Genomic DNA, 17,160 nt, shown 5'->3' with positions numbered 1-17,160 from the left:
AATGAATACATTGAAAAGAGTCGTTTTAATCGATGATGATGAAGTGAATAACTTCGTTTGCGAGAGCATCATCCGGAATGAGAACTTTGCCGAAGACGTTTTCAGCTTTCAAGGAGCTGAAGAGGCGCTTGACTTTCTGAAGTCTTCGGTTGAGCCCTCGGGAGATAAATTCCCCGATCTGATTTTCCTGGATATTAACATGCCCGGTATGGACGGCTGGAATTTTATTGAGGAGTACCGCAAGCTACCGGAACATGCTACTCAGAAGTGCAGCCTGTTTATGCTATCCTCGGCCGTGGACCGCAAAGACATTCAGTGCGCCCGCAGCCACAAAGAGGTAAAAGAGTTCTTCTCAAAGCCGCTTTCTCCCGAGATCCTCGATTTCATCAGAGAAGAGTTTTTGGTGCGAGTAGAATAATCTTTCCTTCCCCATAAAAACCAGGAGCGCATGCCCCGTCTGTACCGACGAAGCATGCGCTCCTGGTTTTTGGAGGCCTTGATTACCTAGTCTATGCGCTGGCGTATCTTCTCCATCTCCGCTATCTCCTCTTTCTGTGACCGGATGATCTCCTCAGCCAGTTTCTTCAGCTCCGGATCATGGATTCTGGCTTCTTCGCTTACCAGTATAGCCGATGAGTGGTGTGGGATCATGGAGTTGATGAAAGCTTTGTCGCCGACAAAGGACTGGTTACGCAGCGTAATAAACGAGCCGACGATTGCGATAATACTCATGACGGTGATAATGGTGTTGAGCTTTTTATCCCTGTACATCGGCCGCATTACCAGCAGCATGATCAAAGCCATGGGCGCTACCATCAGGATGGTCATGTACAGGCGGTTAAGGTTTAAGTCAAAGTGGCTTATTTCGGCTATGTTGCTGAACATGACGGCATACATCACCACAAAGGAAAGGCCTAACATCAGCATAAACTTTCCATAGTTCCCCTTCTCCATAAGCACCTTTTTCAGTTAACGTTATCGAGCGGCTTCCGCGATGGGGCCGCTGCTTTCTTATACTCGGATGGCGACATCCCGGTTACCTGCTTGAACTGTGCCGACAGGTGCGCCACGCTGCTGTACCCTAACTGAAAACTGATCTGGCTCAGGCTCAATTCGTTGTAGGCCAGCAGCTCCTTGACCCGCTCCACTTTCTGCAGCACCACGTAGCGCGCTATCGTGAGCCCCTCCTCAGCCGAAAAGAGCGTGCTCAGGTAATGGTAGTCGCGGCCGAGTGCCTGCGCCAGGTAATCCGACAGGTTGATAATCAGGTGCTCCACCTCTCCCGAGCGGATCAGTTCGATGATGGTGATCTTGATCTTCTCGACGAGCTCTGCCTTCTTATCTTCTATCAATTCGAATCCATTCTCGTGCAAAGATTCCCGCAGTTTTTGCAGTTGTTCGGTGGTAGGCTCCTGCTCGAGCTTCACTTCGCCCAGTTGGATGGCCAATGGCTGCAGATCCAGTTTATCAAGTTCCTGGTTCACCACTTTCAGGCAACGGGGGCACACCATGTTGCGGATGTGCAAGGTATGTGGTTGCTTCATTTTAGCTTATTTTGAGGTCTGTAGAAGGCGGCAGCGCACCAGAACATAATTTTATCCGGAGTGCATACCTGCCTATACCTTTGCAAATCTAACAAAACATTTCACCCAAACGCTCCCGCGCCTTTTTACTGAACATCACACCCCGCGGTACCTGCTTTGAATTATTACGATACACTTCCTGTTGTACCTTTATTCAACCTTTTCTATACCTGCTGCAAGGCAGTGCAGAGGGGGCATAAATAAAATAAGAGCAAGCCCGAATAATAGACTTACCTTTGTAGCTTGCAATAATCAATCATACATGACATTTAGCGAATTAAACTTAATAGATCCTATCCTGAAGGCGCTTCAGGCGGAGGGCTATACGCAGCCTACGCCAATACAGGAACAGGCTATTCCACATCTTTTGGCTGGCAGGGACGTGCTTGGCTGCGCTCAGACGGGCACAGGCAAGACAGCTGCTTTCGCCATACCTGTGCTGCAAATGCTGCACAACCAGAAGCACAGAGCATCCAACACCATCAAAACGCTTATCCTGACTCCTACACGGGAGCTGGCTATACAGATCAACGAAAGCTTTGCCTCTTACGGCAAGAACACAGGCGTGTGCCATACCGTTATATTCGGTGGCGTGTCGCAGCATGCGCAGGTACAGACTATAAAGCGCGGTGTAGACGTGCTGATCGCTACGCCGGGACGACTGCTGGACCTGATCGGACAGGGTTTTATCTCCCTGAAGCACGTAGAGTTCTTCGTGCTGGATGAAGCGGACCGCATGCTGGACATGGGCTTTATCCATGATATCAAGCGCATCATCCCGATGCTGCCTAAGCAGCGCCAGTCACTTTTCTTCTCCGCTACGATGCCGCCTGTTATTCAGGCGCTCGCCGATACCATCCTGATCAATCCGGTGAAGGTGGAGGTGACCCCCGTGTCGTCTACGGCCGAGAAAGTAGGCCAGGCGGTATACTTTGTGGAGAAAAACGACAAACGCGACCTGCTCCGTCACCTGCTTTCTGATCAGGATATAGAACGCGTGCTGGTGTTCACCAGAACCAAGCATGGCGCCGACCGCGTGGCAAAAGACCTGAACAAGGCGAACATACAGGCGGAAGCCATCCACGGTAACAAGTCTCAGAATGCACGTCAGCGTGCTTTGAGCAATTTCAAGGATGGTAGCACCCGCGTGCTGGTGGCCACCGACATCGCCGCCCGCGGTATAGATGTGGAGGAGCTGTCGCACGTGATAAACTATGAACTTCCAAATGAGCCTGAAACGTACGTGCACCGCATCGGGCGTACGGGTCGTGCCGGCAACGCAGGTATAGCCCTATCGTTTTGCGATGAGGAAGAACGCTATTATCTGCACGATATCCAGAAGCTAATCAAAAAGCAAATCAAGGTGGATGCCAACCATCCGTTCGCTTTGCCAGAGCACCTGTCAGTGAACTTGGAGAATGCCAAAAAGCCAAAAGGCCCGGCTGGCAGAGAGCCCCGCGGCGGTGCCTCCAACAACGGCGGCCGTGCAGCGGCTGGCAGTAACAGACCATCCGGGAACCGTAACGGCAACAGCCGTTCAGGTGGAAACGAAGGCGGTAACCGTGCTACAGCGAGTGCTGGCACTTCTGGCCGCTCGGCGGGCGGAAATAATAGAAACTGGCGCGACAAAAAGGGAACCGGCCAAAGCAGACCATCTGTGAAGCGTGGAGCTTAGTATGTAGCTGTACCTAAAAAAAGCCCTGCCACTTCGTAAAGTGGCAGGGCTTTTTGCTTTCCGTCAGAGGCTATACCTTAAATCCGGCTTTGGTCGCTGTCATTCTGTTCCGTGTCGTCTGCCCCAAAAGGTTGATCACGACTGCGAATGCCGTTTACGTCGTCGTCCATGGCGGTATCGCTGCCTTCGTATTCAAAGCCGGGTCCCTGCGCGAACTCCTCTGTGCTATTGGGGTTGTTGGCGCCATAGCCGGTGGTTTCGTTTCCCTGTATGTGCAGGTTTTCCAGGCTGTCTTTCTGGTCACCGCGCTCCAGTGCTCCCCCATACCCCACATTGCGTTTAGCGCTGGGGTCGGGTTTGTTGCCCATGGTCTGGCCTTTGCGGTGTTTCTCGTTTATATTCTTCGGCCTGTTGGGCGTGTTTTGTATATCTTCATCTCTGGTTGCCATAATTCAATTGCTTTGTTTACCTGTGTATACGCTCACCCATGAGTTCAGTTAGGTATAGCTCTCGTTACTTAACATAACTTTTCAACCAAACACTATTACAGATGTCACATTTCTTTCAATTATCTTTGAGCGAAATTAGGTGACCCGATGGCACGTATGGCGGCCCAATTGCGTTACAGAGAGAACCGGAAGCGAAAAGCTTATGAAACTATCCAAAATTTACGACCCGCGCGAGATGAACTCCTACCAGTTTGTGGCCATGACCGGTTTGGTAATGACCATTCTGGCAAACGTGATCCTGCTGTTCATCGGTAAGACAGTGGAGAACTTTAACGCGCTATACCTCTGTTGGTTTGTTTTCTTCGGGGCAGGCACCATCGCCAATTTCAACAGCAAACCCGACGACCACGATCATCACCACCATCATTAAGCAGGTATAGCTTACTGCTTCAGGACCCTGTACATGCCTAATCGGCTTGTAACAGGTATAGCCTATTGCTTCAGGAACTCCAGCAGCGCTTTGTGAAACTGATCCGGTGCTTCGATGTGCGGGATGTGTCCCACACCGGTTAGCTCCAGCAATCGTGCGTTAGGTATAGCGCCCGCTGTCTGCTGACCCAACAGCGGATACTGCCCGTACTTTTTGCGCTCCTCCTCACTTTTGATGTAGGCCTTGCCCACGACCGTGCGGTCCTCCAGGCCAATGGCCAATAGCACAGGCATCTGCAGGTCACTAAACTCATACACCACCGGCTGCTCATAGATCATGGCATAGGTATACGCCGCCACGCGCGCTACCTGCGGATAGTCCGGGCTGCGCAACTGGGCGGCAGGTATACGCACCCATTCGTCGTAGGCCGGCTTCCAGGAGGTATAGTAGGTCTTATGATAATCCCGGATTCCTGTTTCCGTGCGTTTCAGCTCCTCCTGGTACAACTCGTCCAGATTCCTGTAAGGCACCATGCGGCGGTAGTCCTCCAGCCCGATCGGATTTTCAAGCACTAGCTTGGCGGTGGTTTCCGGGTACATGAGGGCAAAGCGCGTGGCCAGCATACCGCCCATGGAGTGCCCGACCACCACAGCCTGGTTTATCTTGAGGTGGTCCAGCAGCTTTCGGGTGTGCTGCGCCAGTTGATGGAAGCTGTAATGCACTGCTGCCTTGTCCGACTTGCCGAAACCCAGTTGATCGGGCACCACGACCCGATAACCCTGACCGGCCAGGAAGTTGATGGTCTGATGCCAGTAAGCCCCCAGGAAGTTTTTGCCGTGCAGGAGCACGACGGTTTGCGGATTTTTGAAGCTGGTGGGCGGCGACACATCCATGTAGGCCATTTTGTACTTCTGCCCCTCCTGCTCCACCTCCAGGTAGTTCACCGGGTAACGGTAGGCATAGTCGCTCAGCGTGGCGTTGTAGGTTTGCTGCGATTGTGCCGCAAGCGGTATGTGAATAAGCAAAAGGAGTATGAGTGTGTATAGCGGTTTCTTCATCAGGTGCAGGTATAGGTTCTGCTCTTTTTACTTGTTGCAGGCTGCAAGAGTTATCATACAAAAAGCCCGGCGCTGCAGGCACCGGGCTTTTTACTGAACCATATTGCTAAACTATACTATTGCACCAGCACCTTTTTGGTATGGTAGCGGTCTCCCTGCGCTACTTGCAGGAAGTAGAGCCCCCGGCCAAAAGGCGTCAGGTCAATCTCACGCTCATACACACCGGTTAACTTTTCCACAGTATCCACAAACACCTCCTGGCCTTTGTCATCCATCACCCGCACGACGGTCGTGCCTTTGTTTTTAAGCGAAAATTTCAGGTTGAAGCGCCCGTTGTTGGGGTTTGGCGAGAAAATGATCTCTTCCACTTTCAGTGCCTCGCGCGACTTCATTTCTACGGGAGCGCCGGTGGCTTTTAGCTGCTCTTTGTCAGCCTTGGTCACGTCCTCTACTTTGGCCATGCGCGAGATGAAGATCCTCCGGCCCATTTTCCCATCATCGAACCTGAAATCGGTATGTGGCACTTCTTCCTCTCTGCCATCTTCGTGGATGCGGTATACCTTCTTTTCGCCGTCTTTCACGATTACTTTGAAGTTCATATTCTCCTGCAGTCTCATCAGCGAGTCGATGCGCTCCTGGCTAGGCATCACTCTTACGACGATACGCTCCATCTCTCTCGGGTTGGTGGTGATGGCCTTGCCACCATCGCCGATATGGACGATGGAAGAGTCAATGAGGGTGCGCACAAACACCCGTGGCCCATCACCGATCAGCAGCGAGTCGCCCTGTACCACTTTGAAGCGCTTCATGACATCTTTGCTTAGGCTGTCAACTGACAAGGTGAGCACGCGCACCTCTTTCAGCGCGCGCAACATGGCGCTGTCTCCCTCCATAGCCTTCATCCTTGCCTTGAGGGCTGTGTTTCCCTCTCTGCCCAAAGTATAGGCCCTTACTCTGCCGTCCAGCAGGCGCAGGTGCGCACTATCCAGCCGCGCGGCTTTCATGGCTTTCATCAAGGCCTCTTTGGTCTCGGCTGTAAAAGTGGTGTCGATGACCTCCGTTTTGCCATCCACGGTGCGGATCATTTTGATGTGCGTCTTGTGCTTTTGCTGGCCCGACTCCTGCGCCAGTGCAGCATACAGGGGCAATAACCCCATCAGAAAGGCAGGGGCCAGTCTGAGTAAAGTCTGCAGGTTGATAAAGAGGTTCATAGTGATGAGGTATAAATGGTTAGCGATTCGTTTCTACAAATGTACGCTACCACGGGAGGCCTAAGCGTTAAAGCCAGGTTAAAGTCTGTTAAGGAAAAGTTAAAGTAATGGACAAGCCCGGCGAAATACGTAAATTTGTTATGTGAGCAAGCTGACTATCATAGGTGTTATCGTGCTGATGAGCATATCGTTACTCGGTATGGTCGGCCTTCAGCTGTATTGGATATCGGATGCCATACAGGTGAAGCAGGAGCAGTTCGACCGCAGCGTGCACGAAGCCCTGGCCCGTGTCGTAGAAAAACTGGAGACGCAGGAAGCCGTGTCGGCGGTGGCAAGCGGGATGGCCACCCTGCAGGCAGCGCCTGTTCAGGTGGAAGAACTGGAGCAAAAGCAGCCTGAACAGCAGCCCAGTGCACAGGCACGCCCCATCAGCGTGAAATATGAGCCTGCCCCGCATCCTGAACCTCCCGCGCCGCCAGCGCCTGCCAATACAGGTATAGCCAAAAAAAAGAAGCCCGCTAAATCGGGTGCAGACGCCAGCACCAGTATCGCCTGGCAGGAAAGCTATACAACGGACAGCCGGGGTATGGCGCCAAGGCTCTTCTTCCCTTCCGATTCGCTGATGCAGCGGTTGCTTTCTCCCACCGTGCGGGTGTACAACTTCCCGGCCGAACATGCTGCCGTGCTCAAACAATTGAAGGTGCAGACTGAACTTATGGAGGCCCGTTCTATTCGCTTGAGCGGACTTGATGGTGAACGGCTGCGCAGCATAGCAGAAAATGCCCTTACCCAGCAGTTGAACGGCCGCAACTTCCGCATATCGGTGGATACCCTCCAGTACATTGCCACGCACCTTGACAGCCTGCGCCGTCATGGCTACCTGAACCACATGATCGATCCTGCCATGATCTCCGCTATAAACGTGCAGACCGACAGCATCTTTATCTTCAAAAACAGCCAGAGAAAGCGGGAAAACATCAACGAACTAAGAAATCACACAGCAGGTCGGGTCATTTTCCGGAGTACAGACAGGCCACAGGAAAAGCGCAGGGAAGAACCGAAGCCATCCGCCCGTGTCTATGTCCGTGCATCTGAGATGCTGGCTCATACTCCTTCAACCAAGGTTGCCGGTACTACTTCTATACCTGAACAAGCCGCTAAAGCACAGCAAACACCAGTTAAAGCGGCGGTTGCACCCACTCGACCTGACCCGGTTCGGGTGGAGGCCCGCAAAGAGCGCCTGAATGAGGTGGTGGAAAAGATGGTGGTAGAGTATGTAGCCAAGGATGTCCCTTTGGAGCAGCGACTAAACCTGCAGGAAATTAAACCATTGCTGCAAAGCGAACTGCAGAACAAAGGCATTTGCCTGGACTTTGGTTACTGGGTGCTTTCAAATCAGCAAGACACCATTACAGCGGCCCACCTGCCAAGCAACAGCACACGCAACTTTGCCACCTACAAAGCCAGCCTGTTCCCCAACGACATCTTTGACAAGTCCGATTACCTTGCCGTATATTTTCCTGACAGCCGGGCCTACGCCATCAGGTCGCTCTGGATGATGCTGGCCTTCTCGGCGCTCTTTACCCTGATCATGGTGGCCACGTTTGGCACCACCATCCACATCATTTTCAGGCAGAAGAAGCTCTCCGACATGAAGAATGACTTCATCAACAACATGACGCACGAGTTCAAGACGCCGATCGCCACCATTTCGCTTGCCACTGACGCTATCTCCAACCCCAAGGTATACGCCCGCCCTGAAAAGGTGCAGTACTACACCGGCATCATCCGGCAGGAAAACAAGCGCATGAACGCCCAGGTGGAGAACGTGCTGCAGATCGCCCGACTTGAAAAGGAGGACTACCAGATGACCCTGGCCAGGACGGACCTGCATGCCCTGGTGCTAAAAGCCATTGAGAGCATCCACCTGCAGGTGGAGGAGCGCCAGGGCACCATCACAACCGAACTGCAGGCCACTTCTCCTGACCTTGAACTGGACGAAGTGCACTTCTACAACGTTATCTGCAACCTGTTGGACAACGCCAACAAATACTCGCCAGACCGCCCCGCCATACGCATCCGAACATACGACACAGCCGGCGGCATCCTGCTGGCTGTAGAGGACAAAGGCATGGGCATGACTCGTGACGCACAGTTACGGGTGTTTGACAAGTTTTACCGGGTTCCGACAGGAAACCTGCACAATGTGAAGGGCTTCGGACTGGGCCTCAGCTATGTGAAAGCCATTGTGAGAGCCCACAACGGTACCATAAAACTGCAAAGCGAGCCGGGCAAAGGCAGTCGTTTCGAGGTTTTTATACCGGCCAGTGCCTGAAAGTGACGCACCGTGCAACCAAAGCGCCCGACCCGGCATCTTTAAACAAAAGTCTACACCTAAATCCGCCACCACATGAGCGACAAAGGACTGAACATACTGCTTGCCGAAGATGACCCCAATTTTGGGATTGTGCTGAAAGACTACCTGGAGTTGCATGACTATGAGGTGGCGCTCTCCCCCGACGGCTGTCAGGCCATCACAGCTTTTCGGAAGGGCAACTTTGACCTGTGCATCCTCGACGTGATGATGCCAGGCAAGGACGGCTTCACGCTGGCCCGCGAGATCAAAAAGCTGCAGCCTGACATGCCCCTGATTTTCCTGACGGCCAAGGCGATGCGGGAGGATATGCTCGAAGGATTTAAGATTGGTGCCGACGACTACATCACCAAACCTTTTGACTCGGAAGTGCTGCTCTACAAAATAAAGGCGATCATGCAACGCAAGGGTGGCAACCCAGTTCCAGAGAAGCAGGAGGTGACGGAGTATAACATCGGCCAGTATCGTTTCCAGTACAAACTGCGCCTGTTGCACTACAATGGCGACATACAGAAGCTTTCGCCGAAAGAGACGGAGTTGCTGCGCCTGCTCTGTCAGCACCTGAATGATGTGGTACCCCGCGAAGAGGCATTGCTGCGCATCTGGCACGAAGACAGCTACTTTACCGGCCGCAGCATGGATGTGTACATTGCCAAACTCCGCAAATACCTCCGCCACGACCCCGCTGTGGAGATCATCAACATACACGGGCAGGGCTACAGACTATGCGCCCATAACGGGGTGATGCTCTAATTCCCTGCCTTGTGCAAAACTTACTTCCGGCTTAACCATAAGATCATTTTACACTTCATAGTTTTCTCGTAGCAAAAACTGGTAGTTATCTGAAATACTAAGCTTCTCCGTAAATTTAAAAAATCCCGCAGGTATACGCTGCAGGGATTTTTTTTGAGACCGCTAAAAAAATGCAGGCCGCTTCCAATGGAAACGGCCTGCACATCTCACCAAAACACTATTACAAACAGTTCAAACTCTTTTCTTAGAAAGTAAATCCTACTGAGGCCTTGATCACCCGGTTGAAGGTGTCGAAGTTGCGGTTAGCGTCCACGGTGGTCAGGCCGTAGTCGTAGCCGGCGCTTAGGTTAAAGCCACTGGCAAAGCGGTAGCCTATACCTCCGGTTGCCGCCACGTCCAGCTCACGGAAGCCGTTGTTCACGTCCCACTCCTGGTTTAGAGCGTTGAAGCCCAACGCGCCTGCCTGTACCTGCACCTTGTTTGAGAGCAGGTATGAGAACTGTGGACCTGCAAAAATGTGGAAGCCTTCGCCAATGAAAATCTTTGCCAGAATCGGCATATCAATATATTCCGCCTTGTTGGTCACGGTAACACTGGCGTTCAGGAAATCAAACTGCTCCATCGGAATCTTGCCCACCAGGCGCATCCCTTTCTGAGAGTATAGAAGGCCTGGTTCAATCTCGAAACCCGGCGCGACAGGTATAGACACCACACCACCCACATGGAATCCTTCGCGCATTTGGCGGTTCAGGGAGCCATTGGTCATATCCATCAGGTCCTGAGCACTGTTAATGGTTTGTCCCTGCCATTCGGCCATGTTCACACCCGCTTTAATACCGATGCGCACGGGACTTTTTTGCTGCGCATTTGCCTGAGTTACCGCCATTCCCAGAACGACGGCCAGTAGTAGAAATACCTTTTTCATCTCACCTATCCTTAAATTTTGAAAACAAAAACTCTAAGCTGCGCTGCTTGATGAATGGAATGAAAGAACCGTGCCAAATTGCGATAGGGTAAGTTGAAAATGGTTCACAAATAGGTATAAATAATTTAAAATCAGATAATTAAGATTTAAAATTATTTTTTATGATCAAAAAACAGCCTAAAACGGGTCAAGCTAAATCGTGCTATTCATTTTGCTATAGGCCTTTTTGCACCTTACCTTTGCAGCCCCCTGGCCCATAGTCAGGCCAGGTATAAGGTATAGGCAGATGAATGATAAAAGACAGGTGCGGCTCAACAGACTGGCCGTGCACCGGGTAGGCAACAAGGCGAAGGAAGAAGGCGTGATCGTTTCGAAGGAGCTGGTTGATTTGCGCGATGAGCAGCTCACGGATCTGCTGACCAACTACTTTCTGGCTCCCTTTAAGCAGGAGGAGTTTTTCCGCTTCCACCATACCTCTGACCTGGTTTTGAACGAGATGTTCGCCTACTCGGCCCTGATGTTCACGGAGCCGCAGAAGTTCCTGGAGTACTCGGTGCATGTGCTCAACCACCTCTACGAGCAGTCAGACCATCCCAAAGTGAAGAGTGGGGAGCTGTACGTAGTGCATTTGTCGGGCTGCCTGATGGAAGACGATATTGTGGACGCGATCGGCATTTTCAAGTCGGAGAACAAGGACACCTTTCTGACCTTTCAGGAAGACGACGATGACCTGAGCATGAACTACCACTTCGGGGTGAACATCAAGAGCGTGGACAAAGGCTGTTTGATTTTCAACACCGAGGCCGAAGACGGATTCCGGGTAAAGATTGTGGACGCCAACAGCACTGACGCCGTGTTCTGGAAAGAAGACTTCCTGAACGTAACCGAGCTCAAGGACACCAACTTCAACACCAAAACAGCGCTTAACCTCTGCAAGGATTTCTCGGAGGAAGTGTTCGCCCAGACCGACAGCAAAAAGGCGCAGGTCGACTTCATCAGCCGCTCCGTGGACTATTTTTCTAAAAGCGAAACCTTTGATCTGGAGGAGTTCACGAGCAGCGTAATAGACCAGCCCGAAACGGCGGAGCGCTTCAAGAACTATACCCAGGCCTTTGCCGAGGAGCGCGATATCGAGGGCTTCACGGACTTTGCCATCAACAAGAACACGGTGAAGAACATGAAGCGCAAGTTCCGCAATTTCATCAAACTCGACACCCAGATCGAGATCAAGTTCAGTGGGTATAACCCGGAGCAAAGTGAGCAGTACGTGGAGCGCGGCTTCGACCAGGAGCGCGGCATGCATTTCTACAAGGTATACTTTCACTCCGAGTCATAGCGTTATTTGCCAGGCAGACAGGTATAGAAACTATACCTGAACGGTCCTTGTTGCAGAGAAGCGTGCACTTAAATACCGGAACAGTATTTGATAGAGAAGAAAGCACCTATGATCAGCTTTAAAAGAGATATGAAAAAATCAGTTCTTGCCTCCTTACTTTTTGCTTTTGCCGCCACTGCTGTATTTGCACAAGCGCCCGCTCAAAAGGCTACCACTACGCAAAGCGCCCCTACCACATTGGAACAGCGCGCCGATGAGATAACGGCCGGTATGGTGAAGAACCTGCGCCTCAGTCCGAAGCAAGCTGCCGAGTTGAAAGACGTCAACCGCAGCAGCATGAAGTTCGCGGAGACAGCCCGCAAAAAGTACCGCGATAATCCGCCCAAACTGGCTCAGCAAATGGACATGATCAGCCAGACAAGACTTTCGCAGATCAAAGACATCCTCACCGAGCAGCAGTTTGCCCAGTACCAGTCGCGCCGCGAAGAGAAGATGGGTGTGCCGCGTGAGGCCAGAAGCAACCCTAGCCAGGGCCAGGGGCAACAATACGACAACAACTACTAAACTATTCGAGAAAGAACATAATCAGAAAAACATGGCTTCCGCCATGTTTTTTTTTCATCCTACCTGCCGGCTTTCTGGCTGGCTCATCTGCTCTTCCAAATCCATATCGTCAGGTATAGACTTGGCCAATTGCATGGCAGGTGCTTCTGGTACAACCTGTACTTCCTGCTCCCGCTGGTAGGCCGTCACGACGGCACCCGGTGGCTTGAACAGGATGTCCCATCCTTCCCTAAGTGACCGGACATGCTGCAGGTCTTTGTAGATATCCATCCATTCGTGAAAAACCAGATAGAAAGGGTTGTAGGAGGAAACCGGAGTTGTGAGTCCGTAGGTTGGCCTTTCTTCTTCTTGTTGAAAAGTGCCGAACATCCTGTCCCAGATGATGAAAGTAGAACCATAGTTCTTGTCGATGTATTGGGGGTTAGAGCCATGGTGTACGCGGTGATGTGAGGGCGTTACGAAAATGTACTCGACCGGCGCGGGCAACTTTCGGATCAGTTCGGTGTGTACCCAAAACTGGTAAAGCACCGCCAACTGGTGACACACAAAGAATGTGAAGGGATCAAAGCCCAGAAAAGGCACTGGCAGGAAAAACAGGAACTTGAGGGGAGATGTCCAACCGGTGCGCAGGGAAATCGCGAAATTCATTTTCTCGGATGAGTGGTGCGTCACATGCGTTGCCCACCAGAGCCGCTGCTCGTGCGATATACGATGGGCCCAGTACCTGAAAAAGTCAACTGCTACAAACCCGACCAGAAAACCCCACCACGACCTGGGTATCGCCCAAGGCACCGCGTTGTAGATCATAATCGAGGTAGTGAAAAGCACGATCTTGATGCTCGCTCCCACAATGGCGCTGCCCGCTCCAATCCAAAGGGCAGCCATGAAGTCCCTCTTTTCATAATAATGCCGCTTCTTACTGACGCCCACATACCACTCTAACAAGACGGAAACCACAATGACAGGTGCTGCCAGGTGCAGGATGGTCAGGTTATCCAGCTCAGCGATTTGCTCCATTGTAAAGACTTCCTTCTCCATAAGCTATCAAGTTAGGGCAGAGGTATAGCCTTTAGTAACGGCGTCTCTCACAAAGGGTTAAGCAAAATAATATCAACATTATCCTATTTATCTGTCTAAACGATCTGGCTATTATGTCCTTAAGAGGCACCCAAAGAACCACCTCTAGCATTGATTTTATGGAAAACACTGCGTAATCTTGCCAAAAGGTTAAGCGACATGAACATCCGTAAGAAAGTAAGAATGAATATACCTGCCGGCATCGGACGCTATGCCGCCATCGACTTGTTTGTGAAATCTGCCGAGAAGGAGAACTGGAGCGAACAGGAGATTCAGTTTGTGATAGACGAGGTGGTAGAGGCGGAAGATAATGCCAAAGGCCTGGAGGCATTGCGGTACTATCTGGCGTAAAAAAAAGCCGAGCCGGCGCAGCAATGGCACCGGCACGGCTTATAGCATTTTTAGAGTAGATTTTAGGCTCCGTTTTGCGCAGTAGGCTCGAGTTGCAACTCAGCCTGGTGCTTTTGCAGCACGCTGATGATGAATTCGATGTGTTCTTTGAGGTCCACACCGAATAGTTCAGCGCCCTTACGTACTTCTTCCCGATCCACGGAGGCGGCAAATCCGCTGGTCTTCAGCTTCTTTATCACTGACTTTGCCTCCAGCCCTTCCAACCGCTGCGGCCGCACCTGCGCGCATGCTACGATAAAGCCGGTTATCTCGTCGCAGGCAATCAGAGCCTTGTCGAGGGTGGTTTCGTAAGCAACGCCCCAGTGGGTATAGTGCGCTGAGATGGCGTGGGCGATGCGCTCCTCTCCTTTCCCGCGCAGCAGGTCCACGATTACGTTCGGGTGCTTGTCCGGGTAGGCCTGGTAGTCGGCGTCGTGCAGCAGGCCGGCAATGGCCCACTCTTCGCTGCTCTCTTCCAGTTTATTGGCGTAGGCCTCCATTACCAGTTCCACGGTACGAGCATGGCGCAGCAGGCTTTCGCTGGTTGTCATTTGCTCCAGTATGGTGCGGGCTTCTTGTCTTGTCATAGGTAGTACGGGCTTTAACGAACCGAATGTAGTAAATTCAGTCTATACCTGCACATCAGACAAGTTTAATCCTTCATCGCAAAACCGTAGTAACTTGGCTGGAAGTCAATTTCACTATCATCAGGAAATTCGGCTTTGGCAATTTTGACGTTTTCCCACCTGCCGTAAATGTTGTCTTTGCGGCCTACCAGAATATCGATACGGTTGCGGAAGCGGCGGTTCATGGTATCCCGGACAATGTACTGCCCGTCCAATTCGTCTGAGACACCGCGCACCCAAACAGTATCGCCATAATGTATATCACCGCCCCAGCGTGTCAGCATGTCGCGTGAGAGGGCAATCCAGCGGTGTTTTTTAGGGTTTTTGGGGTTGATGCGGGAGCCGTCGGCTGTGATGAGGGGGTTTCCGTCGGTCTGGCCTTTCTCGGGATAATAGACGGTGGCCGTTACGGTAAAAGTTTCCGGGTACTCAGGATAATCGGGGTATTCTTGTACTTTTTCTATAAGTCGGGGTGATATCAGTTCTTGTTCCTTTACCTCGCTCGGAGGGTTTGAATCTTCTGGTTCCAGGATAGCCATTTCATCAGAAAAAGTTACAAAAATGGAAATCACTACTGCGAGTATTTTGACCCTAAACATATTCAGTCCATTTCGTGAAACATCATTTCTATAATAATAAACCGCTTAAACGGCGGGTTTACAAATTAAGTTTTATGAGACGGATGCGTTTAGGACAGTTAAAGTCTGTTAATTTAAATCATAAAAAGCCCTATATACAGGCAACAGATTCGAAATTTAAAGTTCTGAGTGGTGAAATTATGTTTACTTTAAAATTAAAATTATCACTAAAAATTCATAGAATTAATTAAAAATATTGCATTAATGTGTCTTGTAAATCATACCTCTTTATCTACCCAGTGTCCTTGGAATTGTAATTTACAAAGCTGGTTTATTGACCCCGTTTTAACTGCAATTGTTTAGTTTTGGTGATTCCGTTTCTTTTGGTATCTGTCATAAACCACATAAGCGATAAAGAGCACCAAACTCACCCCTCCTACCCAAATCAATCCGTTCATGAGGCGGTCATTATTTTCACCGAGCCAAGCCAGCAACACGGTGAGCGGTGCTATACCTGCCATGGTAGCCCCAATAAATTTGAAATAGCTCATTTTAGTGATGCCAGCCACAAAGCTGACCGCGTCATTTGACAAGAAGGGAGAAATACGGGCGACTATCACAGCCCAAATCCCATAGTCCTCCACGAAGCCGTGGACCTTCTCTTCGGCTTTGCGCCCGATAATCTTGCTCACGCCGGCCTCACCAAGTCCCCGGCCAATAAAATAACCAATTGTAGAAGCCACCAGCACAGCAGTAATTGCGATCAATGAACCCCAGAAGGGGCCGTAAGCGATGATGGCCACCAGCATTAAGGCCACCACATTCACCACCACCAGGAACATCTGCGCTACCATGGCGAGAATGATAAAGATCGGCCCCCAAAAACCAAACTGCTCCACCCAATTCGAAATGCGTCCCTCGTCCCCGCTCGTCAGCACGTCCCAGCCTTCTTTGACAGCGGCCTGAAAACCAGGGAAGATGAAATAAGAGAGGATCAGCAGCGCGATAATTCCTGCCGTTACAGCCAAAGACCATTTGCTTTGTTTTACGTCTTCCTGTGTTGTAGCTGTGTTTTGCGACATAAGTGCTTGTTTATGTGTTTAGACGCAGGTTAAACTCTTTGGGTTAGGTTTCCAGCATACCTGTTTTGGTGTTAAGCCGGGCTTTCTGCTCATATTTTTTGGTTGGTTCGTCGCTCGCCAAGGTATAGCGCCAGGTATGCGGCGGCCCAGCGAGCGTGCTGCTCTGATGGCTTTGCTGCGCCGACAGCTCTCGCTGACTGAGCGGCGGCGCTGCAGGTATAGCCGGTTGCTTTCTGTCGACATGCTCACCATAGAGGACGGCAGCTACAAGGCCTGCCAGCAGTCCGCCCAGGTGGCCCTCCCATGAGATGCGTTCCTCAGAAGGGAACAAGCCATAAAACAAACCGCTGTACAGAAACAAAATAGCCAGAGAAATAGCCAAACCGGCCCTGTCGCGTCGCATAATCCCGTTGAACAGTAGATAGCCAGCCAAGCCATATACCACGCCGCTTGCCCCCACGTGGTAGGCGTCCCGGCCGATAAACCAGGTACACAGTCCGCTTAACACGTAAACCAGCACAAAGACCCGTAGCGCAACCGGGCGATGCAGAAACAGGATAAAGCCAGAAAGCAGCACCAGCGGAAATGAATTGGATAGCAGGTGGAAGAGCCCCGAGTGTATAAGCGGCCCCAGGAACACGCCAACCAGGCCCAGAAAGTCGCGTGGATGGATGCCGAGCCAAGCCAGATTCACCTCATTGAGGTATGAGAGCAGCGCCACCAGCCAGATGAGCCCTACAAACAGCGTACCCGGCAGAAAACTGTAGGCAAAGCGCTCGTGTTCGGCTTTCAAGTCCTGGGGGCGCTGTATAGGAGTTGCTTGCGTCATAGATAAAGGTCTGGAGAAGGTATACATTTCTCCTTGTGGTGTGGTCAGGCTATACGTACAGGGGTGCCGACTAGACTTGCACTCATTATATCTGCACTGCAGCAAGATACGGGCTGTCAGCCAAAATTCGTATGCGTTATCCGTACTTTTCACGTTCTATACCGTAACAGTTCCATTTCGGCCATATCCTGAAGCGTATAAGGCCTATAGCCACAAACCA

The 17,160-nt window shown here is 51.3% G+C and carries 19 protein-coding genes; 8 read left to right on the top strand and 11 right to left on the bottom strand.

The window, feature by feature from the left end; all coding sequences use genetic code 11:
- The first annotated feature begins 1 nt into the window (after position 1).
- Complete coding sequence (locus tag AC4QZR_RS16100; RefSeq protein ID WP_494481838.1) at positions 2-418, top strand: response regulator; 417 nt, start codon at positions 2-4, stop codon at positions 416-418.
- Positions 419-504: 86 nt separating this feature from the next.
- Here the strand turns inward: AC4QZR_RS16100 and AC4QZR_RS16095 are convergent, their stop codons facing one another.
- Together AC4QZR_RS16095 and AC4QZR_RS16090 are read right to left on the bottom strand one after the other, a co-directional pair.
- Positions 505-954 (bottom strand): DUF305 domain-containing protein, encoded by a 450-nt coding sequence (locus tag AC4QZR_RS16095; protein ID WP_253405412.1) that lies wholly within the window; start codon positions 952-954, stop codon positions 505-507.
- An 11-nt stretch (positions 955-965) separates the two neighbouring features.
- Positions 966-1,544 carry a helix-turn-helix domain-containing protein gene (locus AC4QZR_RS16090; RefSeq protein WP_494481837.1) on the bottom strand — a complete coding sequence of 193 codons (579 nt, stop codon included), beginning with the start codon at positions 1,542-1,544 and terminating at the stop codon, positions 966-968.
- 301 nt (positions 1,545-1,845) lie between these two features.
- Between AC4QZR_RS16090 and AC4QZR_RS16085 the strand changes: the two genes are divergently transcribed.
- Positions 1,846-3,258 carry a DEAD/DEAH box helicase gene (locus AC4QZR_RS16085; protein WP_494481836.1) on the top strand — a complete coding sequence of 471 codons (1,413 nt, stop codon included), beginning with the start codon at positions 1,846-1,848 and terminating at the stop codon, positions 3,256-3,258.
- A gap of 77 nt (positions 3,259-3,335) precedes the next feature.
- Here the strand turns inward: AC4QZR_RS16085 and AC4QZR_RS16080 are convergent, their stop codons facing one another.
- Positions 3,336-3,707, bottom strand: a complete 372-nt coding sequence (locus tag AC4QZR_RS16080; RefSeq protein ID WP_494481835.1) for a hypothetical protein — start codon at positions 3,705-3,707, stop codon at positions 3,336-3,338.
- A gap of 202 nt (positions 3,708-3,909) precedes the next feature.
- On the opposite strand from AC4QZR_RS16080, the gene AC4QZR_RS16075 reads away from it, so the two are divergent.
- A complete protein-coding gene (locus AC4QZR_RS16075) occupies positions 3,910-4,137 on the top strand; it encodes a hypothetical protein (RefSeq protein WP_101443338.1) in 228 nt (75 codons plus the stop codon).
- 62 nt (positions 4,138-4,199) lie between these two features.
- On the opposite strand, the gene AC4QZR_RS16070 is transcribed toward AC4QZR_RS16075, so the two are convergent.
- Positions 4,200-5,195: an alpha/beta fold hydrolase gene (locus AC4QZR_RS16070; protein ID WP_494481834.1), complete on the bottom strand. Its 996-nt coding sequence runs from the start codon at positions 5,193-5,195 to the stop codon at positions 4,200-4,202.
- A gap of 116 nt (positions 5,196-5,311) precedes the next feature.
- The gene (locus AC4QZR_RS16065) at positions 5,312-6,406 is read right to left on the bottom strand and encodes a T9SS type A sorting domain-containing protein (protein WP_494481833.1); all 1,095 of its coding nucleotides are present in this window, start codon (positions 6,404-6,406) and stop codon (positions 5,312-5,314) included.
- 142 nt (positions 6,407-6,548) lie between these two features.
- On the opposite strand from AC4QZR_RS16065, the gene AC4QZR_RS16060 reads away from it, so the two are divergent.
- Positions 6,549-8,741 (top strand): sensor histidine kinase, encoded by a 2,193-nt coding sequence (locus tag AC4QZR_RS16060; RefSeq protein ID WP_494481832.1) that lies wholly within the window; start codon positions 6,549-6,551, stop codon positions 8,739-8,741.
- A 75-nt stretch (positions 8,742-8,816) separates the two neighbouring features.
- A complete protein-coding gene (locus AC4QZR_RS16055; protein ID WP_494481831.1) occupies positions 8,817-9,533 on the top strand; it encodes a response regulator transcription factor in 717 nt (238 codons plus the stop codon).
- 244 nt (positions 9,534-9,777) lie between these two features.
- Here the strand turns inward: AC4QZR_RS16055 and AC4QZR_RS16050 are convergent, their stop codons facing one another.
- Entirely contained in the window at positions 9,778-10,458 is a 681-nt protein-coding gene (locus AC4QZR_RS16050; protein WP_494481830.1) for a porin family protein, read from the bottom strand.
- 286 nt (positions 10,459-10,744) lie between these two features.
- Here AC4QZR_RS16050 and AC4QZR_RS16045 point away from each other — a divergent pair, with 286 nt between their 5' ends.
- Together AC4QZR_RS16045 and AC4QZR_RS16040 are read left to right on the top strand one after the other, a co-directional pair.
- A complete protein-coding gene (locus AC4QZR_RS16045) occupies positions 10,745-11,794 on the top strand; it encodes a nucleoid-associated protein (RefSeq protein ID WP_494481829.1) in 1,050 nt (349 codons plus the stop codon).
- A 129-nt stretch (positions 11,795-11,923) separates the two neighbouring features.
- The gene (locus AC4QZR_RS16040) at positions 11,924-12,358 is read left to right on the top strand and encodes a DUF4890 domain-containing protein (protein ID WP_494481828.1); all 435 of its coding nucleotides are present in this window, start codon (positions 11,924-11,926) and stop codon (positions 12,356-12,358) included.
- 54 nt (positions 12,359-12,412) lie between these two features.
- On the opposite strand, the gene AC4QZR_RS16035 is transcribed toward AC4QZR_RS16040, so the two are convergent.
- Positions 12,413-13,396: a sterol desaturase family protein gene (locus AC4QZR_RS16035; RefSeq protein ID WP_494481827.1), complete on the bottom strand. Its 984-nt coding sequence runs from the start codon at positions 13,394-13,396 to the stop codon at positions 12,413-12,415.
- A 198-nt stretch (positions 13,397-13,594) separates the two neighbouring features.
- Here AC4QZR_RS16035 and AC4QZR_RS16030 point away from each other — a divergent pair, with 198 nt between their 5' ends.
- Positions 13,595-13,786 (top strand): hypothetical protein, encoded by a 192-nt coding sequence (locus tag AC4QZR_RS16030; protein ID WP_494481826.1) that lies wholly within the window; start codon positions 13,595-13,597, stop codon positions 13,784-13,786.
- A 62-nt stretch (positions 13,787-13,848) separates the two neighbouring features.
- Here the strand turns inward: AC4QZR_RS16030 and AC4QZR_RS16025 are convergent, their stop codons facing one another.
- The 4 genes from AC4QZR_RS16025 to AC4QZR_RS16010 all read right to left on the bottom strand — a co-directional run bounded on the left by AC4QZR_RS16025 (position 13,849) and on the right by AC4QZR_RS16010 (position 16,940).
- On the bottom strand, positions 13,849-14,412 hold the full coding sequence (locus AC4QZR_RS16025; RefSeq protein ID WP_494481825.1) for an HD domain-containing protein: 564 nt from the start codon (positions 14,410-14,412) through the stop codon (positions 13,849-13,851).
- A gap of 65 nt (positions 14,413-14,477) precedes the next feature.
- Positions 14,478-14,990, bottom strand: coding sequence for a hypothetical protein (locus AC4QZR_RS16020; protein ID WP_494481824.1), 513 nt, complete (start codon positions 14,988-14,990; stop codon positions 14,478-14,480).
- Between the two features lie 398 nt (positions 14,991-15,388).
- Positions 15,389-16,111, bottom strand: coding sequence for a TVP38/TMEM64 family protein (locus AC4QZR_RS16015; RefSeq protein ID WP_494481823.1), 723 nt, complete (start codon positions 16,109-16,111; stop codon positions 15,389-15,391).
- A gap of 43 nt (positions 16,112-16,154) precedes the next feature.
- Positions 16,155-16,940: a rhomboid family intramembrane serine protease gene (locus AC4QZR_RS16010; protein ID WP_494481822.1), complete on the bottom strand. Its 786-nt coding sequence runs from the start codon at positions 16,938-16,940 to the stop codon at positions 16,155-16,157.
- Positions 16,941-17,160: the final 220 nt, after the last annotated feature.

The organism is Pontibacter sp. YIM B11418 (assembly GCF_059278805.1).
The sequence above is the reverse complement of the archived record's forward strand: the minus strand, read 5'-3'. Positions and strand labels throughout refer to the sequence as shown.